The organism is Nocardioides sp. YIM B13467 (genome assembly GCF_042788075.1).
Taxonomy (GTDB): domain Bacteria; phylum Actinomycetota; class Actinomycetes; order Propionibacteriales; family Nocardioidaceae; genus Nocardioides.
On sequence record NZ_JBHZPJ010000004.1, the window covers coordinates 38,548 to 58,024 of the forward strand.

15 protein-coding genes are annotated in these 19,477 nt (G+C 70.0%); 7 read left to right on the plus strand and 8 right to left on the minus strand.

Features of this window, described 5'->3' with window-relative positions; genetic code table 11:
• Positions 1 to 5 precede the first annotated feature (5 nt).
• Positions 6 to 623, minus strand: a complete 618-nt coding sequence (locus tag ACFX43_RS01130; protein WP_378815980.1) for a TetR/AcrR family transcriptional regulator — start codon at positions 621 to 623, stop codon at positions 6 to 8.
• 46 nt (positions 624 to 669) lie between these two features.
• On the opposite strand from ACFX43_RS01130, the gene ACFX43_RS01135 reads away from it, so the two are divergent.
• Together ACFX43_RS01135 and ACFX43_RS01140 are read left to right on the plus strand one after the other, a co-directional pair.
• Positions 670 to 2,205 carry a FadD3 family acyl-CoA ligase gene (locus ACFX43_RS01135; protein ID WP_378815982.1) on the plus strand — a complete coding sequence of 512 codons (1,536 nt, stop codon included), beginning with the start codon at positions 670 to 672 and terminating at the stop codon, positions 2,203 to 2,205.
• Between the two features lie 70 nt (positions 2,206 to 2,275).
• On the plus strand, positions 2,276 to 5,098 hold the full coding sequence (locus ACFX43_RS01140; protein ID WP_378815984.1) for an FG-GAP-like repeat-containing protein: 2,823 nt from the start codon (positions 2,276 to 2,278) through the stop codon (positions 5,096 to 5,098).
• Here the strand turns inward: ACFX43_RS01140 and ACFX43_RS01145 are convergent.
• Positions 5,095 to 6,726 (minus strand): cation:proton antiporter, encoded by a 1,632-nt coding sequence (locus tag ACFX43_RS01145; RefSeq protein ID WP_378815985.1) that lies wholly within the window; start codon positions 6,724 to 6,726, stop codon positions 5,095 to 5,097. The two genes, ACFX43_RS01140 and ACFX43_RS01145, sit on opposite strands and share 4 nt — an antisense overlap.
• Before the next feature lie 43 nt (positions 6,727 to 6,769).
• Here ACFX43_RS01145 and ACFX43_RS01150 point away from each other — a divergent pair, with 43 nt between their 5' ends.
• A complete protein-coding gene (locus ACFX43_RS01150) occupies positions 6,770 to 7,030 on the plus strand; it encodes a ribbon-helix-helix protein, CopG family (protein WP_355223608.1) in 261 nt (86 codons plus the stop codon).
• Positions 7,027 to 7,278, plus strand: coding sequence for a type II toxin-antitoxin system RelE/ParE family toxin (locus ACFX43_RS01155; RefSeq protein WP_378815987.1), 252 nt, complete (start codon positions 7,027 to 7,029; stop codon positions 7,276 to 7,278). Before ACFX43_RS01150 ends, ACFX43_RS01155 begins: the two co-directional genes overlap by 4 nt.
• A 122-nt stretch (positions 7,279 to 7,400) precedes the next feature.
• Here the strand turns inward: ACFX43_RS01155 and ACFX43_RS01160 are convergent, their stop codons facing one another.
• The 3 genes from ACFX43_RS01160 to ACFX43_RS01170 form a co-directional block, all read right to left on the minus strand.
• Entirely contained in the window at positions 7,401 to 8,618 is a 1,218-nt protein-coding gene (locus ACFX43_RS01160) for an acetyl-CoA C-acetyltransferase (protein WP_378815989.1), read from the minus strand.
• 9 nt (positions 8,619 to 8,627) lie between these two features.
• Positions 8,628 to 9,395, minus strand: a complete 768-nt coding sequence (locus ACFX43_RS01165; protein WP_378815991.1) for an SDR family oxidoreductase — start codon at positions 9,393 to 9,395, stop codon at positions 8,628 to 8,630.
• 81 nt (positions 9,396 to 9,476) lie between these two features.
• Positions 9,477 to 10,364 (minus strand): hypothetical protein, encoded by an 888-nt coding sequence (locus ACFX43_RS01170; protein ID WP_378815993.1) that lies wholly within the window; start codon positions 10,362 to 10,364, stop codon positions 9,477 to 9,479.
• A 213-nt stretch (positions 10,365 to 10,577) separates the two neighbouring features.
• On the opposite strand from ACFX43_RS01170, the gene ACFX43_RS01175 reads away from it, so the two are divergent.
• Positions 10,578 to 11,270 carry a nitroreductase gene (locus ACFX43_RS01175; protein ID WP_378815995.1) on the plus strand — a complete coding sequence of 231 codons (693 nt, stop codon included), beginning with the start codon at positions 10,578 to 10,580 and terminating at the stop codon, positions 11,268 to 11,270.
• A 101-nt stretch (positions 11,271 to 11,371) separates the two neighbouring features.
• Here ACFX43_RS01175 and ACFX43_RS01180 read toward each other — a convergent pair whose 3' ends face one another.
• Entirely contained in the window at positions 11,372 to 13,459 is a 2,088-nt protein-coding gene (locus ACFX43_RS01180; RefSeq protein WP_378815997.1) for a YhgE/Pip family protein, read from the minus strand.
• Positions 13,456 to 16,155 carry an MMPL family transporter gene (locus ACFX43_RS01185; RefSeq protein WP_378815999.1) on the minus strand — a complete coding sequence of 900 codons (2,700 nt, stop codon included), beginning with the start codon at positions 16,153 to 16,155 and terminating at the stop codon, positions 13,456 to 13,458. The genes ACFX43_RS01180 and ACFX43_RS01185 overlap by 4 nt, the downstream gene beginning before the upstream one ends.
• A 61-nt stretch (positions 16,156 to 16,216) precedes the next feature.
• Here ACFX43_RS01185 and ACFX43_RS01190 point away from each other — a divergent pair, with 61 nt between their 5' ends.
• A complete protein-coding gene (locus ACFX43_RS01190) occupies positions 16,217 to 16,837 on the plus strand; it encodes a TetR/AcrR family transcriptional regulator (RefSeq protein WP_378816001.1) in 621 nt (206 codons plus the stop codon).
• A gap of 49 nt (positions 16,838 to 16,886) precedes the next feature.
• Positions 16,887 to 18,113: a TerC family protein gene (locus ACFX43_RS01195; protein ID WP_378816003.1), complete on the plus strand. Its 1,227-nt coding sequence runs from the start codon at positions 16,887 to 16,889 to the stop codon at positions 18,111 to 18,113.
• A 16-nt stretch (positions 18,114 to 18,129) separates the two neighbouring features.
• Here the strand turns inward: ACFX43_RS01195 and ACFX43_RS01200 are convergent, their stop codons facing one another.
• Entirely contained in the window at positions 18,130 to 19,476 is a 1,347-nt protein-coding gene (locus tag ACFX43_RS01200) for a serine/threonine-protein kinase (protein WP_378816005.1), read from the minus strand.
• Between the last annotated feature and the right edge of the window lies 1 nt (position 19,477).

The window sequence follows — 19,477 nt, forward strand, 5'->3', positions numbered from 1 at the left end:
CGAGGTCAGGCGAGGATGCCGGCGTGGAGCAGCTTCAGATACTGCTCCGCGAGGGTCTCGGGGGTGTGGCGGCCGCCGGGGCGATACCAGGAGACGGTGGACCAGACGCCGTCGCGGATGAACCGGTAGGTCAGCGCCGGGTCAAGGGAGGCCTGGAAGGCGCCCGAGGCCTGGCCGGCCTCGATGACCCGGATCCAGAGCGCCTCGTTGTCGCGCGAGCGCTCGGCGACGAACTCGAAGCCCTCGACGGTCGCCAGGAAGGACGCCTCGTTCTGGTAGAGCGCGACAGCGAGCCGTTCGTTGTGGATGGTCCGGAACGATTCCGTGATCAGTCCGTCCAGGTCGGCCCGCGGGTCGACCCCGCTCTCGACGATCTCGGTGAACCGCGCGTTGAGCCCGTCGAGGAACCCCGACAGCAGCTCGGTCAGCATCGCTTCCTTGGACCGGAAGTGGTGGTAGAGCGAGCCGGACAGGATCCCGGCGGCGTCTGCGATGTCGCGTACGGTCGTCTGGGCGAAGCCCTTGGTCGCGAACATCTCGGCAGCCAGCGTGAGCAGCTCGGCCCGCCGCGACGACCCCGACGCCGTCCCCCGCCTTCTCGGCGCAACCCCCGTGTCAGTCATGGACGAAGCCTACCAAACAAGCAGTTGCTCAACTACGCTTGCGAGGGTGACCCCGCGCACGATCCCCGCCCTGATCGAGAAGGCCAAGCAGACCTACGCCGACCATCCGGCGATCGTCGACGGCCCCACGACGCTCACCTACGCCGAGCTCGCCGAGGCAGCGGACAGGGCCGCGCGCGCCTTCCTGGCCAGCGGCGTACGCAGCGGCGACCGCGTCGCGATCTGGGCGCCCAACCGCTGGGAGTTCCCGGTGGCGGTTCTCGGCGCGCAGACGATCGGGGCGGCCGTGGTGCCGCTCAACACCCGCTACCGGGGCCATGAGGCGCGCGAGATCCTGGAGCGCTCCCGCGCCACGGCGCTGGTCACCGTCAACGGCTTCCTCGGCACCGACTACGTACAGATGCTCCACGACGCCGGGCCGCTCCCGGAGCACCTGCTCACCATCGTCGACCTCGCCGCCAACTGGGAGGAGTTCCTCGCCAAGGGCGAGGCGATCCCCGATCAGCGGCTCGAGGACGCGAAGGCGTCGGTCACCCCCGACACCCTTGCCGACCTGCTGTTCACCTCCGGCACCACCGGGAAGCCGAAGGGCGTGATGAGCGCCCAGCGGCAGACGATCGGCGTCGCCGACGTCTGGGCGCGCGGCGCCGAGCTCACCACGCGGGACCGCTACGCCATCGTCAACCCGTTCTTCCACGGCTTCGGCTACAAGGCGGGGTTCATCGCGGCGTTCACCTCGGGCGCGACGGTCTACCCGATCGCGACCTACGACCCGAGCCAAGCACTGAAGCTGATCCAGGACGAGCGGATCACGGTCCTCCCCGGCGCTCCCACGATCTTCACCACGCTCATCAACCACCCCGACCTGAAGGCGTACGACCTCTCCTCGCTGCGCTTCGCGATCGCCGGCGCCGCGAGCGTCCCGGAGAGCCTCTTCGCCGACATGCGCGACATCCTCGGGATCGACGAGGTCAAGGGGGCGTACGGCCTGACGGAGTGCATGGTCGCCACGACCACTCGTCCCGGCGAGGATCCGGAGCACGTGGCCAAGGTGGTCGGGCCGGCGGTCGAGGGTCTGGAGATCCGCACCGTCACCCCGGCCGGCGACGACGCCGAGCCGGGCGAGGACGGCGAGGTCTGGATCCGTGGCGACAACGTCATGCTCGGCTACTTCGAGAACCCCGAGGCGACGGCCGAGGCGATCGACGAGGACGGCTGGCTCCACACCGGCGACGTCGGCTTCCTCGACGAGCACGGCTGTCTGAAGATCACCGACCGGATCAAGGACATGTTCACCGTCGGCGGCTTCAACGTCTATCCGGCCGAGGTCGAGAACACCCTCGCCGGCCACCCCGGCATCGTCGAGGCAGCGGTCATCGGCGTCCCCGACGCCCGCCTCGGTCAGGTGGGCAAGGCCTTCGTCGTCGTACGCGACGACCTGAGCGCCGACGCGATCGCGACCTGGCTCAAGGACCGCCTGGCCAACTACAAGCAGCCGAGGGCGTACGTCCTGGTCGACAGCCTTCCGCGCAACGCCAGCGGCAAGGTCCTGAAGACGGATCTGCGCGACAACTCGATATAGGTGAGACACCCCACCCCGCGGGGGTATAGGTTTCCTCAGCCCGTTCTTTACTTCCCCCACGGAGGCTTCGATGCCCCGACGCGCCAAGATCGCGTCCATCTCCGGCACCACCCTCATTCTCGGCGCGGCCGCTGTGGCGATCCCCCTGACGCTGAACTCCGCCACCGCCGAACCGACCACGTCCGGCCCGCTGGCCGCGTTCGAGGCCGCGAACAGGGAGCCGTCCACCCTTCCCGCCGGTTCGGTGGAGTCTCACGTCGAGGAGATCGCACTGACCACCTCGACCGGCAAGGCGACCGAGCACGCGACGAAGGTCGACAAGCACCGCACCAACGTCATCAAGAGCGAGCCACAGGACGTCACCGGCTTCGGTGTCGTCGGCGTGACCTGGTCCGGCAGCATCGCCGACGACGTACGCCCCGAGATCCGCACCCTGAAGGACGACGTGTGGTCGGCGTGGAGCCCGATGGTGGTCGACGTCGAGGATCACGGTCCGGACGCCGGCACGGCGGAGGCGAAGGGTGTCCGCCCCGGCACCGACGAATTCTTGGCCGGGCACGTCGACCAGGTGCAGACCCGGATCATCGTCCCTGACGCTGCCGAGATCCCCGACGACCTCGAGCTCGCGGTGATCGAGCCGGGCACACCTTCGGACACGGTCGAGGAACTCCCCGAGATCGAGACCGACAAGGACAAGCCCCGGGCGACCAACGTCCACCAGGGCAGCAAGGACTCCGACCTCAACCTGGTCGCGTCCACCTACACCTCGAGCCCGACGATCTACAGCCGTGCGCAGTGGGGCGCCGACGAGACGCTCCGCGAGCAGACGGCCCCGACCTACCGCACGATCCACGGCGGTTTCGTCCACCACACCGCGGGCACCAACGCCTACACCGAGACCGACGTCCCCAGCATCATCCGGGGCATCTACGAGTTCCACGTGACCACCCGCGGCTACCGCGACGTCGGCTACAACTTCTTCGTCGACAAGTTCGGCCGCATCTGGGAGGGCCGCCACGGCGGCGTCGCACTGCCGGTCGAGGGCGCCCACACCAGCGGCTACAACTACGACAGCTTCGGTGCTTCGGCGCTCGGCTGCTTCGACACGGTCGCGGCCGGCTGTCCTGACGACGCCGGCTCGACGCAGAACCAGCCCACGGACGCGATGATCCAGGCGTACGGCTCTCTCTACGCCTGGAAGCTCTCGCTCCACGGCGTCACCGCCAACGCCACCAACGTGTCGCTGACCAAGACCGACGGCACCAAGACGGTCTTCCCGCACGCGATCAACGGCCACCGCGACGCGGGCACCACCGTCTGCCCGGGCGCGAACCTCCAAGCCAAGCTCCCCGCCGTCCGTACGCTCGCCGCCAGCCTCCAGAAGAGCTGGAGCGGCCGCGACCTGGAGTCCCACATCGCCGGCACGAGCCACTCCGACTTCGTGGCACGACGCGCTTCCGATGGCCGGATCTTCACGCTGCGTACGGGCGGTTTCGCCGGGTTCAACTCGACCAAGACGTCCACGACGGTCGGCAGCACCGTGCGCGAGGCCGTAGTCACCCCGGACATCACCGGCGACGGCAAGGCCGACCTGATCCAGGTCCGCACCGACGGCTCGGCCGGCATCCGCAAGGGCCGCGGCGACGGCACTTTCGCGTCGGTCTTCAAGAACCTCGGCAAGAGCACGTTCTCCGGGGTCTCCAAGATCACCGCGACCGGCAACATCGGCGGCACCTCGGCCAACGACCTGGTCGGCAAGAACGCGAAGGGCTACCTGGTCCGCTACACCGGCGACGGTGCCGGCGGGTTCACCCGGGCGGGCACGACGCGCTCGCTGAGCGGCTTCGACAAGCTCGCCGCGACCGGCGACGTCAACAAGGACGGCAAGCGCGACCTGATCGGCCGCAAGTCCGGGGCGCTCTACTACTTCAAGGGATCCGGCAGCGGTACGTTCGGCTCGCCGATCAAGCTCGCGACCCAGAGCCCGTCCTGGTCCTCGCTGGCCCAGATCAGCGGCTACGGCGACTTCACCGGCGACGGCCGCGGAGACCTGATCGGCCGCGACTCGTCCAACCGCGGCTGGATCTACCCGGCTTCCGGCTCGGGCTTCGGCAAGCCGTTGGGGCCGTACGCCGACATCAACCGCACCCTCGTCGGCGCGGTCAACCTCGTCGGCAACAGCCTCCCGGACCTGGTGATGAAGTCCGGCTCGACGCTATACGTCAAGCCGAACAGCGGTCGGGTCAGCCTGGCCGCGCCGGTCGACAGCGGCATCACCCTGACGAGCGCCACCGCACTGATGAACGCCGGCGACTGGAACCGCGACGGCAAGGGCGACTTCCTGGCGAAGATGTCCGACGGTTCCGTACGCCTCTACCGGGGCTACGGCACCGGCAAGTTCGCCAGCCCCGTCACGATCGCGACCGGCCTCGGCACGGTCAGCGTGATCGACGCGGTCGGCGACGTCACCGGCGACGGCTATCCGGACCTGATGGGCCGCACCTCCGGCGGCACGATCAAGCTGTGGCCGGGCAAGGGCTCGACCAAGGTCGGCGCCTCGATCACCATGAAGTCCTCGGCCTCGGGCACCCGACTGGTCGGCGTCGGGCGCTGGAACAGTGGCAACACCCCCGACGTACTCTTCGTCAACGGCACCAGCACCGTCGTCCACGAGAGCAACGGGCCCGGCGGCCTGGTCTCCACGCAGACCCTGTCGATCAACCTGTCCGGCTATGACGCGGTGCTCGGCGTACGCGATCTGCGGGCCGGCTCGGGCGGCGACCTGATCGTGCGGTCGGGCAGCTACATCTATGCGCTGGAGCGCAACAGCACCGGCACCGGCGTGACTCGCACGTATCTGGGTGCGCTGTCGGGGTACAACCTGCTGGGCTAAGCCGAGAGCCGGCGCTCCTGGTTGACCCGGAGCGCCTTCTCGGCGAGGTCGGAGCCGGCGGAGGCGTACAGGTTCAGGACGGCGTGGGCGCCGCGCTTCTTGAGCTCGTCGCGCTCCTCGGGGCGCAGGGCGATGGCGGCCACGGTGCCGGTGAAGCCGAGCTTCTGGAGCAGGTCCATGGCGAGCAGGTTGTCGCCGTGGAAGGGCATGGTGAGGACGACCAGCTCCATGCCGGTGCCCTTCTTGACCCGCTCCCAGAAGTCCTGGTCGGTGGCGTCGGCCTCGACCACGTCGAAGCCCTCCTCCTTGAGCGAGTCGGCCCGCAGCGAGTCGTGCTCGACCGCCAGGACGTGGTAGCCCTGGGTGTCGCGCAGCTCCTCGTAGGTCGTACGCCCCACCCGGCCCATCCCGACCACCAGCGCCTTGGCGTCACCGAGGTTGATCGGCCGGTCCGCCTCCTGGAGCCGGTCGGGCCTCCGTTCCGGCAGCATCCGGTTGAGCAGGTTGATGAGCTTCGCGGCGTACGCGTTGAAGACCGCGGCCACCAGGAACGAGAGTGAGGTCGCGACGGCGAGCACGGTCTGCCACTGGGCCGACGCCAGCCCGCTCGCGGAGGCGATGACGATCACGATCAGGCCGAACTCGGAGTAGTTGGTCAGCGTGAACGAGGCCAGCGTCGCGGTGCGGTAGCGCAGCCCCATGATCGCGAAGATCACGACGTACGCAACAGCCTGGAGCGGCAGCAGGAGCTGAAGCACGGTGGCCAGCGCGAGGTCCTCGAGCGAGGGCACCCCGGTCAGCCCGATGCTCAGGAAGAACGCGATGAGCAGGAGCTCCTTGGTGCTGAACAGCAGCTTGGCCAGCGCCGGCGCCTTGGCATGCGACCCGAGGAGTACGCCGACCACCAGCGCCCCGAGGTCGCCCTTGAGCCCCACCGCCTCGAAGAGCCAGTAGCCCGGCACGAGCGCGATCGCCAGGCCGAAGAGCGCGGTCAGCTCGGCGGAGGTGATCCGGTCCCAGATCCGGTGCGCGAGCCAGGCACCCGGGAGGAGCAGCACCAGCGCGAACACCCACGGGGAGGGCCAGTGGCCCTTGGAGATGGTCAGGAACACCACCGCGACGATGTCCTGCATGATCAGCACACCGATCGCGATCCGGCCGTAGAGGGTGTTGTTGTCGTGGCGCTCCTCGAGCACCTTGATCGCGAAGACGGTCGAGGAGAAGGAGAGCACGAAGGCGATCAGCGCCATCTCGCCCAGGTCGGCGTCGGCGAGGAGCGCGAACCCGAGCGGCGCGATGCCGGCCAGCATCCCGACCCCGATCATGACACTGAAGCCCAGGTGGGCGAAGGTGCTCAGCCAGACGTCGGGCCGGAGCAGCGATCTCACGTCGAGCTTGAGGCCGATCCCGAACAGGAGCAGCGTGACGCCGAGATCGGCCAGCGTGTGCAGCCCCGCCATCTCACCGACGCCGACGGCGTGCAGCCCGAACCCGGCGGCCAGGAAGCCGACCAGGGGCGGGAACTTGAGGAACATCGCGACCAGCCCCGCTCCGAGTGCGACGAGCAGGTAGAGCGCGGTCAGCGACATATGGACGTCCCCCAGGGTGAAGCTCGACGGTTCGGACACACGTACGATACCGCGTGATACCACTTCGGGTTACGCTGGGTCCATGGCTATGACTCTGCGACTCAGCGAAGCCGACGACCGGCTGCTGACCGACCGTGCCAGGACGGAGAACCGGTCCAAGCAGGAGATCGCCCGCGAGGCCATCCGCGCCTACCTCAACGATCACGAGCGCCGCATCGAGGATCTCGAGGACGATCTCGCCCTCGCGCGCTACTCCCTGCGCCGCGAGCTCGGCGAGGTCAGCTACACCCCCCACGCCGAGGCCCGCCGCGCCCTCGGTCTCGACCGCCCGCTCAGCGAGTGACCTATCAGGTCGTCTGGGCCGACGAGGCGTTGCAGTCGGCCGAGGCGTACGTCGACGACGATCCCATCGGCCTGATCCAGGTCTTCGACACCATCGACACCCTGACCGAGACCCCGCGTGACGTCGGCGCCTACGCCTGGGGCAAGGACCGCTACCGCCTCCGCGTCGGCCGCTACCGCATCGTCTACGTGGTCGAGGAGCGCCGGGTCACCGTCGCGGTCATCCACCTGGGGCGGCGGAGCGTCTGACGCCGCTGGCCGAGCCGCCAGCGGTCGTGTAACACGTCGTTCGTAGGACTACTCGCCCTATCTGATAGGGCGAGTAGTCCTACGAACGACGTGTTACATGCCAGATGCAGCCGACAGCTCGATCAGCCCAGGCGCTCGATCACCATGGCCATGCCTTGGCCGCCGGCGGCGCACATGGTCTCGAGACCGTAGCGGCCGCCGGTCTCCTGCAGGCCGTGGAGAAGCGTGGTCGTGAGGCGGGCGCCGGTGGAGCCGAAGGGGTGACCGAGGGCGATCGCACCGCCGTTGACGTTGACCCGCTCGGGGTCGAGGCCGATCTGGGCGATGCTGGGGAGCACCTGGGCAGCGAAGGCCTCGTTCATCTCCACCAGGTCGAGGTCGGCGGCAGTGAGCCCGGCGCGGGCGAGCGCCTGGCGGGAGGCATCGACCGGTCCGAGGCCCATGATCTCGGGCGAGAGCCCGGAGACTCCGGTCGACACGATCCGGGCCAGCGGCCTGATCCCGAGCGCCTCAGCGCGTACGTCGCTCATGATCACCAGCGCGGCCGCGCCGTCGTTCAGCGGGCAGCAGTTGCCGGCGGTGACGGTGCCGTTCTCGCGGAAGACCGGCTTGAGGCCGGCGACCTTCTCAAGGGTGACCCCGGCTCGCGGCCCGTCGTCGGTGGAGACGACCTCTCCGGACGGCAGCGTCACCGGCGTGATGTCCCGTTCCCAGAAGCCCCGGGCGGCGGCGGCCTCGGCGCGGTTCTGGGAACGTACGCCCCACTCGTCCTGTGCCTCGCGCGTGATGCCGTACATCTCGGCGACGTTCTCGGCGGTCTCGCCCATTGCGAGGTGGTAGTCGGGCAGCTCGCCGGACTCGCGAGGGTCGGTCCAGGCCTCGCCCGCGGCCACCCGCGCGGCACCGCGCTCGCCTGCCTTGAGGAACTCCTCGGCCTTGGTGTCCGGCATCCCGTCGGCCTTGCCGCGCTCGTAGCGGGACACGCACTCCACCCCCGCGGAGACGAACGCATCCCCCTCGCCCGCGCGGATCGCATGGAAGGCCATCCGGGTGGTCTGAAGCGACGATGCGCAGTAGCGGTGGACCGTGGTGCCGGGCACAGCGTCCAGGCCCAGACGTACGCCGACGACCCGCCCGATGTTGTAGCCCTGCTCCCCCGCGGGCTGGGCACAGCCCATCATCAGGTCGTCGATCTGCGTCGGGTCCAGCTCCGGAACCGACGACAGGGCGCTGCGTACGATCTGCTCGGCCAGCACGTCGGGACGCAGGTCCTTCAGCGATCCCTTGAAGGCGCGGCCGATGGGTGAGCGGGCTACCGAGACGATGACGGCTTCAGGCATGGGGGCTCCTCAGGAGTTGGGGGTGTGCTGGAGGAAGGCGGGCCACTCGCCGCCGCCGTCGAGGGCGAGGACGGCGCCGGTGATGTGCGCGGCGAGCGGAGAGGCGAGCATGAGGCAGGCGTCGCCGACCTCCTCGGGGGTCGCGAAGACGCCGCGCGGGATGGTCGCGGCCACCGCGGCGCGCTGCTCCGGGCTGCCGTAGTGGTCCTCGGACCCCGGCGTGGCGACGAGCCCGCAGGAGATGGCGTTGACGCGTACGTCCGGGGCCCACTCGACCGCGATCGACCCGGTCAGGCTCTCGACGGCCGCCTTCGCAGCCCCGTAGACCGCTGTCCCGGGACTGGGCCGCCGTGCCGAGATCGAGCTGATGTTGACGATGGAGCCGCGAGAGGCTTTCAACGCCTCGTACGCCGCCTGGCTGACGTAGGCGGTGGCCAGGAAGTTGAGCGCCGAGATCTTCTCGTGGAACCGCGGCGACGCGGTCGCGAAGTCGGCGTAGGGCGCGCCACCGGCGTTGTTGACGACCACGTCGAGCCGCCCGAGCCGCGAGGTGATCGCGGCGATCCACGCCGCGACCTGCTCCGGATCCCGCACGTCCACCTGGGAGAAGACCGGCTTGCGCCCGTCCACGACGGGCAGCTCGTCAGGCGTCGACCGGCCGCAGATCTCGACCTCCGCTCCCGCCGCCAGGAACCGCGCGACGATCCCGGCGCCCACTCCGCGCGCGCCACCGGTCACCGCGACCACCTTGCCGCTGAAGTCGATCTCGACTGCCATGTGCGGCAGTCTAGAACGCCTACCAAGCAAATGCTAGGTTGATGATCGCGGCGACCGGATCAGAAGGTCAGACGCAGCGCCTCACACGCAGTGCACGTCCACCCAGTAGGTGTGGTCCCCACTCATGTGCTTCTTGACCTGGATCGGGACGGTGACCGAGCCGCTCGCGTCGGGCAGGAACGTCTGCCCGGCGTAGTGCACGTCGTCGATCTCGCAGCCGACCTGGTCGGTCACGGTGATCTTGTGCAGACCCGCCTCAGCGGCCTCGACGTGCGCCTCGTGGAACGCGAGAACCGCCGGGTTGTACTCGGAGTACTTCACGTTGTGCGCACCCAGCGTGTCGGTCCACTCGGCAGCCAGACCGTCGATGAACGGTCCACCATGGCGGGAGAACCGGGTGTCGATCTCGACGATCGCCCGTGCCTTGACCTTGAAGTTGTCTGTCTTGCTGTCGGCCGGGACGAAACCGTGCCGGTTGCCCGGCGCGGTCGGGTCGAGTGCGTCGTACGGCGTCAGCCAGACCTTGTACTCGCCACCGTTGTTCGGGGTGTCGAGGTAGGGGAACAGCTGCACGGTGATGCCGCCGTCCTCAGCGTCGGTGCCGGTCGCGTGCGCACAGGCACCACTCGGGGCGACGCTGACGAAGCGGCCACTGGCGTCGACCTCGACCCGACGGCAGGAGACGGGATCGGTGGAGAGCAGCGTCTTGCCGGAGGGATCGGTCACCTGGAAGGCGTAGATCCCGGCAGGCAGGCCGGCAGCGTCATCGGGCGCATTGATGCCAGGACCGCCGTTGAGATAGACGTCCTGCTTGGCGGCGTAGTGGTTCAGGTTGACGGGCGCGCCGGTTACGTCGGTGGTGAAGATCGCGCCGGAGAGCTGCAGCAACGGTGCGGACGAGGCCGGCATCGACCAGAGCGCCGCCGCGGCGACCCCGGCCGCGACCGCACAGACGAGCTTTCGGATCATCGGTTTCCCCCTCGGATAGGTCGGACCTCGAGTCTTCGTCGCGCCTCGGTAAAGGCCTCTGTCCGATTCCCGGGTATCACCCGAACCAGGTAGGACCGGGACTGTGTGATGGGCCACCTCGGCACCGTTCCAGGGAATACCGGAGAGTCCCTCCGTCTTGCGTCAGGAGTGGATCGAGGCCACCGGCCTCGGCAGACCTGAGAGGACCTTCTTGTGACCACGACCGCCGTCGACACCTTCACGGGCGTGATTCGCTCGCGCCGCTCCGCGCGAGCCTTCCTGCCCGACCCGATCCCCGCCGACGACATCCGCGGTGTGCTCGAGGACGCCCAGCGCGCCCCGTCGCACAGCAACACCCAGCCGTGGGAGGTCCACGTCTTCTCCGGTGAAGCCCGCGAGCGCCTCAGCGAGGCGATGCTCAAGGCGTTCGAGGCCGGCCAGATGAGCCCCGACTTCACCACGACGTACGGTGACGACGACAGCGTCCACGTCCAGCGGTCGCAGCAGACCGGGGCCGTCCTCTACAGCGCTCTCGGGATTGCCCGCGAGGACGTCGACGGCCGCACCAAGGCCGTCGCCGAGAACCTCCGCTTCTACGGCGCTCCGCACGTGGCGCTGCTCTTCGTGCCAGAGCTCGGCGATGTCGTACGCGCTGCCAACGACGTCGGCATGTACGCCCAGAACTTCCTGCTGTCCCTCACCGCCCGCGGCTACCACGGCGTACCCCAGGGTATGCACGGCCTCTTCGCCGACACCGTCCGCACCCACCTCGGCCTGCCCGCCGACCGCAAGCTGCTCTACGGCATCTCGTTCGGCACCGCCGACCCCGACGCCGCCGTGAACCGCCTCGACGTCGGCCGCGCCCCGCTCGACGAGCACATCGTGCTGCACGACACCTCGCTCTGAGCCGCCGCGACGAGCTGTAACACGTCGTTCGTAGGACTTTTCGCCCTATCGCGGCGACCGGATAGTCCTACGAACGACGTGTTACTTGGGCGGCACGCCCGTCAGACGGCAGCCGCTCCGCGGATCTCCGCCACAGACGTACGCTGCGCCCGGCCCGCCGCGAAGAGGCTGACCGCCACCGCGAGCAGGAGCCAGAGGACCAGGCCGCCGATCGGCGCACCGACCGCGGCACCACTCTGCGCGACGGCGACCCCGCGGAGCGCCTCGGCGGCGAGCGGGACCGGCAGGATGCCCGCGAGCGCACCGAACGGCGCGGAGGCCGTGGCGACCGGCAGCAGCCCGCCGATGGAGACCAGCTGCAGGGCGAGGAAGGCCAACGAGATCAGCCAGCCACGGCGCTGGCCGGCGAGCGCGACGACGGCCTGGTGGACCGCGACGAACACCGACGCGGCGAGCACGGCGATCCCGACCGTGGCGATCGGCTGCGCGAGATCGGCACCGAGAAGCGCAGCGGCGGCCACGAGGAGCACCGCCTGCGCCAGCCCGACGAGAGCCGCCGGCCACAGGCCGGCGAAGGTGAGCCGCCGCGCCGTGAGCGCCTCCCGAAGCCTCCCGGCGGGGAAGGCCGGACGGAGCAGGTAGATCGCGAGCGCGCCGAGCCACAGCGCCAGGGCTATCACCGCCGGCGCCAGCCGGGTCGCGCCGGAGGTGGAGGGGCCGGAAGCGACCGAGACCTGCACCGGGTCGGCGACGACCTCGGCCTGCTTCTCACCGGGAACCGCGATCTGCGAGGCACCGTCGTCGAGACCCGAGGCGAGCGAGTCGGCGCCCTCGGTCAGTGAGGACGTACCGGAGGAGAGGTCGTCGGCCACAGAGGCCAGAGAAGCCGAACCGCTCTCGAGCTGCTTTGTCCCTGAGGCGAGCTGGTCGGCCCCGGAGGCCAGCTCGGTGGCGCCGTCGTTGGTCTTGCCGAGACCGGACTCGAGCTCACGCGCGCCCTTGGCGAGGCGGGCGTTGGCGTCGGCGACCTGGGACGCACCGGACGCGACCTTCCCGGCACCGTCCGCCGCCGACGAGATCCCTCCGCTCAGCTCGGGAGCCGCCTGCGACAGGGCCGAAGCCCCCGAGGCGACCTGCGCCGCTCCCGCAGCGAGCTGGTCCGCCTGCCCGCCGCCGGAGCCGACCGCCGAGGCGGTGGCTCCGCACAGCTGCGGCTTGGAGGCCGCGAGCAGCGGGTCGCTCGCGCACGCCTGCGCCCAGCCCTTGGCGAGCTGGGTGTAGCCGGCCACTCCCTCCGACACCTGGGAGGCGCCGGTCGCGAGCGACGAGGCCTGCGACGGGAGCCCCGCGGTCGACCTCTCGAGCTGGTCGAGCCCGCCGCTCAGCTCGTCGGCGCCGGCGGCCAGCGAGGACGCGCCCTTGGACGCCTTGCCCGCTCCCCCTGCCAGCGATCCCGCACCCGACTCCAGCCGCGCGGTCCCGCCGGCGAGCTGGTCGAGCCCGCCCGCGACCTGCGAGGCACCGTCGGCGGCCCCGGACGCACCGGAGCTCAGCGACCGAGCGCCGTCGGCGACCTTCCCGGCACCCGAGTCGGCGGCAGCGGTGCCGTCGGCGAGCTGGTCGGCACCGTCGGCGGCCGAGTCGAGGCTGGTCTTGAGCTTCCCGGTCTGGTCCCGGACCCCGTCGAGGTAGGTCGTCGTGACCGTACGCCCCAGGGTCGACGCCGACTGCCGCGCGACCTGCCGGGCGATCTCGGCGGTCACCTCGCTGGAGGCCTCGGACGCCTCCACGCTGACCCGGCCGGCGCTCGGGTCGATCCCCTGCACCCCCGACAGCGTCTTGGACAGGTCCTTGGGGATGGTGATCACCGCCGCGTACGTCCCGTCCGAGTAGCCCTCCCGTGCATCCGCCGCATCGGTGAGCTCCCAGCCGAGCGTGGGGCTCGCGGACGATCCCGAGGAGGAGACGAGGTCCGCGGCCAGCGCCCGGCCGGCGTAGACCGTCTGCTTGTCCTTCCCGCTCCCCGTCGTCACCGGCTCGTCGAGGTTGACCACCGCGGCGGGCACCTTGTCGAGGTTCTCGGTACGGTCGCTGAGCGCGACGAGCGCGAGCGCCGTCACGACGACCGGCAGCAGGATCGCGGCCGCCACCAGGCGGCGGCCCGACCACCATGATTTCGTACGTTTCATCGGACTGTCTCCAGGTCGGCGACCGAAGCCGCAGGGTCGGTGAGCTCAGGATCAGGTGAGGTGCGTGCGGGCACGGCATGCGCGAGCGCATCCGCGACCTGCGGCACGGCGGGCAACGACGGCATCCCGAGCAGGACCGTCGTGCCCCGCGCGGTCAGCGCGGACAGCGCCGCGAGCTGCCCGCTGTCGAGCGAGGTCGGGCTGTCGATGGCGACCAGGGCCGGCATGCGCCGAGCGCCCACGAGCCGGAGCGCATCCGCGACGTCGCCGACGAGAGCAGCCCGGGCACGGACGGCGCCGGCTTCCTCCGGCAACAGCCGGTCGAGCACCACGAGCTGCCCGGAGAAGCCGAGCCGCCCGGTGAGCGCAGCGAGCGCTGCAGATCGCGCGACCGGGTCGGCCCCGTGGACGATCCCGAGCCCTCCCGGCCGCAGGTGAAGATCGAGCGGCGCGAGCGCCCCCGAGACCTCGACCTGCCGCGCCCGAACCGCGACCTCACCGTTCGAGGCGACGTAGTCGGCGTGCTCGAGGTGGTGGATGAGCGCCTCACCCTCGATGTCGAGGACCGGCATCCGCCGGTCCAGCCAGCCCGGCAGCCACCAGGCACCCCGCCCGAGCAGGGCGAGCACCGCCGGCACCAGCGTCATCCGCACGAGGAACGCGTCCACGAGCACACCGACGGTGAGTCCCAGCGCCATCGGCTTCACGATCGGATCGCCGTTGGGCACGAAGGCGGCGAAGACGGCGATCATGATGATCGCCGCGGCGGTGACGACGCGGGCGCTGGCGGCGAACCCGGTGTCCACGGACCGGCGCGCGTCGCCGGTGTGGACGAAGTCCTCCCGCATCCGGGAGACCAGGAACACCTCGTAGTCCATCGCGAGCCCGAAGAGCACCCCCATCAGGATGATCGGGAAGAACGCGATCACCGGGCCGACCTTGGCGACGTTGAACAGGTCGGCGCCCCAGCCCCACTCGAAGACCGCGGCGACCACCCCGAACGAGGCCGCCACCGACAGCACGTAGCCGAGCGTCGCCTTCAGCGGGACCGCGATCGAGCGGAACACGATCGTCAGCAGGATCAGCGACAACCCGACGACGACTGCCCCGAACGGCAGGATCGCGCCGGAGAGACGCGCGCTGACGTCGATCGCCACCGCGGTCTGCCCGGTGACCATGACGTCCTCGATCCCGAACCGCTTCTCCAGGTCTGCCGAGTCCGCGCGGATCTCCTTGACCAGCGATGCGGTCGCCGGGTCGCTCTTCTCGGTGGTCGGGTAGATCACCACGAGCCCGAGGTCGGCGGTCCGGTTCGGCGTGGCCAGCGCGACCTTCTGCACTCCGTCGTACGTCCCGAGCGCCTTGCCGAGGTCGTCCATCACCCCGATCGGGTCGGTGGTGTCGATGATGTCCGCGGTCACGAACAGCGGCGCGTTGTAGCCCGGCCCGAAGTCGCGACTGATCAGGTCGTACGTCTCCCTCGGAGCACTCCCCGGCTCGGCGCTGCCGTTGTCGTTGAGCCCCAGCGCGAGGTCGCGCGCGGGGATCGCCAGGACGGCGATCACCAGCAGCGAGACCACGACGGTGAGGACCGGAACCTTGGTCACCAGCCGCACCCAGCGTGCCCCGAGGGTGATGGCGTGAGGCCGCCCCTCCGCGACAGCCTCACGCCGGTGGGCCCGAGACCCGGGCCTGGGCCGGAGCCGCTCGCCCGCGAGCGAGAGGAGCGCCGGCACGGCGGTGAGCGCGACGAGCACGGCGACCAGGACGGCCGAGGCCGCTGCGTACCCCATCACCGCCAGGAACGGGATGCCCGCGACCACGAGGCCGCACAGCGCGATGATGACCGTGACACCCGCGAAGATGACCGCGCTGCCGGCGGTCGCGACCGCCCGGGCGATCGACTCCTCCACCCCGAGACCGGTGGCGAGCTGGCTGCGATGCCGGGCGATCACGAACAGCGCGTAGTCGATCCCGACCGCAAGCCCGATCATCAGCGCGAGCGTCGGGGTGGTGGCCGAGATCGTGGTGGCCGCGGCGACCGAGAAGATCCCCGCCATCGCGATCGCCACCCCGAGCAGCGCGGTCAGGATCGGCAGGCCGGCGGCCAGCAGCGACCCGAACGTGATCGCCAGGACGAGCAGGGCGATGAGGATCCCGATCCCCTCGGTCGCACTGACGTGCACCCCGGTGACGGAGTACGCATCCCCACCGACGTGGAGTTCCAGCGACGACCCCTCGGGCAGTTCCGCAGCTTCCTCCAGATCCGAGGTCACGCCCTCGGGGAGCTCGTCGAGACCGAGGTCGAACTGCACCGTCGCCAGCGCGTCCCGGCCGTTGTCGCTGACGGTCCTGCTCTCCGAGGCCAGCGGGTCGGTGACCGTCGCGACGTGGTCCACCTTCTCGACCTGCGCGAGCACCTTCTCGATCTCTTGGCGGTGGTCGTCGATCTTCTCCCCCTCGGGAGCGACGAAGACCAGCTGGGCGGAGGTCCCGGAGACCTCGGGGAAGCGCTGCGTGAGCGCGTCCAGGCCCTGCTGGGACTCGGTTCCGGGGATCGTGAAGTCGTTCTGCAGCTTGCCGCCGAGCGAGACGGTCAGCGCACCCAGGAGCACCGCGAGCAGGAGCCAGAGCGCCAGCACGGTCTTGGCGTGGCGCGCGACCTGTCGGCCGAGTCGGTAGAGGTAGGAGGACACGTTCGATACATTAACGCATTCAATACGAAAGTGTATCGTCGCCGTATGTGAGGATGACTACATGACCGAGGTGAAGGCCCCCAGGCGACGTACGAACACCCGCGCCCGGCTGCTGTCCGCGGCCGTCGACGTCTTCGTCGAGCGTGGGGCGCGCCGGGTCACCGTCGACGATCTGGTCAGCGCGGCCGGCTACACGCGCGGAGCGTTCTACTCCAACTTCGGCAGCGTCGAGGAGGTGCTGCTCGAGGCGTTCAAGGAGGAGTCGGAGAGGCTGATCGAGGCCGTGCGCACCGCCGTCGGCGAGCACAGCGACGCCGACTCGAGCGGATCACTGATCGGCGCAGCCTTCGACGCGATCCGCCCCCTCCAGGATCGCTGGTTCGTCCTGCAGAGCGAGGTGGTGCTGCAGAGCCTGCGCGACCCCGACGCGCGCGAGATCAGCTCGGCGACGTTCACGGCGCTCAGCGAGCAGCTCGTCGAGGTCGTCGACCTCGCCTTGGACCGCCTCGACCGCACCTCCACGATGCCGACCGACCTCCTCGCCCAGACGATGATGGGCGTGTTCTTCCACAGCGTCACGATGCGTACGATCCGCCCCGACGACCCCCGCGCCGACCGGCTTCTCGAAGACGCGCTTCCCCAGATCCTCGATGGGCTGTCGATCCCGAGGACCTCCGCCTAGGCTGAGGCCGATCCCAGGTCTCGGGTCGACTCTCAGGGGGTTTGTCACTATGGGCGCACCAACATGGGTGTGGCTGGTCACCGTCGTCGCGATCATCGGCCTGCTCGGTTTCGACTACGTCTTCCACGTACGCAAGGCCCACACGCCCACGCTGAAGGAGGCGGCCACGTGGTCGGCGATGTACGTCGCGATCGCCCTGCTGTTCGGCGTCGGCGTGCTGGTCTTCGGCGGCGGCACGATGGGCGGGGAGTACTTCGCCGGCTACATCACCGAGAAGGCGCTCTCGGTCGACAACCTGTTCGTCTTCCTGATCATCATGACCAGCTTCCGGGTGCCCCGCGAGGACCAGCAGAAGGTGCTCCTCTTCGGGATCACGTTCTCGCTGATCGCCCGCACCGGATTCATCTTCGTGGGCGCCGCGCTGATCAACACGTTCGCCTGGGTGTTCTACCTGTTCGGCCTGATCCTGCTGATGACGGCCGGCAACATGCTGAAGCCCGACAACGACTCCCACGGGGAGAACTTCGTCGTCCGCCTGGCCCGGCGGCTGTTCCACGTCAGTGAGCACTACGACGGCGACAAGCTCTTCACGGTGGAGGACGGCAAGCGCATCCTGACGCCGATGCTGCTGGTGATGGTGGCCATCGGCGGCACCGACATCCTCTTCGCCCTCGACTCGATCCCGGCGATCTTCGGCCTCACCCAGAACGTCTACCTCGTCTTCACCGCGACCGCGTTCTCGCTGCTGGGTCTGCGCCAGCTCTACTTCCTGCTCGACGGCCTGCTCGACCGGCTCATCTTCCTGTCCTACGGGCTGGCCGCGATCCTCGCCTTCATCGGCGTGAAGCTGATCCTGCACGCGCTCCACGAGAACAACATCCCGTTCATCAACGACGGCGATCCCGTGCACGTGGTCGAGATCAGCACCGGCCTTTCCCTGACCGTCATCCTCGGCGTACTCGTCGTAACGATCGTCGCCTCGCTGTTCAGCAAGCGCGGCCGCGCGAAGAATGCCATCGCCAACGCCCGCCGGCACGCCGCCGCCTACCTCGACTCCGAATACACCGCCGACCCGGCCGAACGCGAGCGCATCCACAACGCCCTCCTCGCCGAGCGCGACCTCATCGTCTCCCTCGGCCCCGACTACCTGCAGATGGCGCGCGAGGAGACCCCTCTCATGGAGCTCCTCGAACGCGCCCTCGCCAGCCACACCGCCGCCGTCGAGCGCGGCGAGGCCACCCCCGCAGGACCGCCGAAGATCCTCCGCGAGGAGTAGGGCTACCTGTTCCGGGCTAGCAGCAGACGACCTGCTGCACCTTGAACAGAGTGTCCTCCTGGCGCTGCATGTTGACGTAGCCCTGGTCCACCCAGACCACCCGGAAGAGCCCGTCCCCGAGGTCCTCGACCCGGCGCTCGCCGTCGGCGTCGAGGTCGTCGAGGATGTGGTAGTAGAACCCGTCGCCGCCGTTGGCGTCATCGGTGCAGTCCCACGCGGCCGGGTCGGCGAGGTCGGGGATGTAGAGGCCTGCGGCCTCGCAGTCACCAGCCTGGAGCGCGTCGACGAACCGTACGGCCGCGGTCTCCGCGCCGCTGACCGGCTTCCCAGCCGTGGTCTCCTCGCCGCTCGCCGGCTCGTCGGCCGGTCCGCCGCGCGCCACGAACCAGGTCGCGGCACCGCCCAGCGCGAGGGCGGCGACGACGGCAGTCGCGACGAGGCCGGCGTTGCGCCGGCGGCGCGCGGGCGGCTGCGGCTGCGACTGCGGCTGCGGCTGCGTCGGGGACGGCGAACGGAGCACGGTCTGCGCGTCCGAAGGAGGAGGTACGGCGACCGCCCGCCCCTCGGCCGCGGCGGTGAGGGCTGCGGCGAAACTCCCCGCGTCCGGCCAGCGGTCCTCGGCCCTCGGCTCCAGAGCCCTCATGATCACCGCGGACACCGTTGCCGGCACGGGCGCGACCGTGCCGAGGTCCGGAACCCGGGACACGACCGTCAACGCCGGCGCGGGCGAGCGCCCCGCGAACATCGCCCACGCGACCGCGCCCAGGCTGCGTACGTCGGCGCGATGGTCGATCGGCAATGACTCGTCGAACTGCTCGGGCGCCATGTAGGCGGGCGTCCCGATCTGCCTCGTCACCTCCGTGTGCTGGTCGAGCGCACGCGCCACGCCGAGGTCGGCGACCATCGCCCGCAGCCTGCCGTCGGACCCACCGGCGAGCAGGATGTTGGCCGGCTTCACGTCGCGGTGAATGACCGAGCGCGCGTGCAGTGCATCCAGGCCGGACGCCGCCTGCGCGACCAGATCGGCCACCAGCTGCGGCGGCATCCCCTGAGGGTGCTGGGTGATCAGCTCCGCGACGCTGCCCGCGTCGGCGTACGCCATCACGAAGTAGGGCGCACCCGTCGCGGTCTCGCCGATGTCGTGGACCGAGACGACGTGGGGCGAGTCCACCGACCGGAGGAAGCGCGCCTCCTGCAGGAACCGCTCCCGGATGTCGGCCGCCTGCGTCCACTGGGCGCTGAGCACCTTCACGGCAACGAGCGAGTCGAGGTCCGGGTCGTGGTAGAGCCACACCTCGGCGAATCCGCCGGAACCGAGTGGCTTGACCTGGCGCAGGCGCCCGAGTGTCTGGGGAAGGGTCACC

Excerpts from the sequence above, each read along its gene's own strand:
- ACFX43_RS01190 (WP_378816001.1), top strand. The coding sequence starts at position 16,217 with ATGACCGAGGTGAAGGCCCCCAGGCGACGTACGAACACCCGCGCCCGG.
- ACFX43_RS01195 (WP_378816003.1), top strand. The coding sequence starts at position 16,887 with ATGGGCGCACCAACATGGGTGTGGCTGGTCACCGTCGTCGCGATCATC.
- ACFX43_RS01150 (WP_355223608.1), top strand. The coding sequence starts at position 6,770 with ATGGCTATGACTCTGCGACTCAGCGAAGCCGACGACCGGCTGCTGACC.
- ACFX43_RS01180 (WP_378815997.1), bottom strand. The coding sequence starts at position 13,459 with ATGAAACGTACGAAATCATGGTGGTCGGGCCGCCGCCTGGTGGCGGCC.
- ACFX43_RS01170 (WP_378815993.1), bottom strand. The coding sequence starts at position 10,364 with ATGATCCGAAAGCTCGTCTGTGCGGTCGCGGCCGGGGTCGCCGCGGCG.
- ACFX43_RS01140 (WP_378815984.1), top strand. The coding sequence starts at position 2,276 with ATGCCCCGACGCGCCAAGATCGCGTCCATCTCCGGCACCACCCTCATT.
- ACFX43_RS01160 (WP_378815989.1), bottom strand. The coding sequence starts at position 8,618 with ATGCCTGAAGCCGTCATCGTCTCGGTAGCCCGCTCACCCATCGGCCGC.
- ACFX43_RS01130 (WP_378815980.1), bottom strand. The coding sequence starts at position 623 with ATGACTGACACGGGGGTTGCGCCGAGAAGGCGGGGGACGGCGTCGGGG.
- ACFX43_RS01165 (WP_378815991.1), bottom strand. The coding sequence starts at position 9,395 with ATGGCAGTCGAGATCGACTTCAGCGGCAAGGTGGTCGCGGTGACCGGT.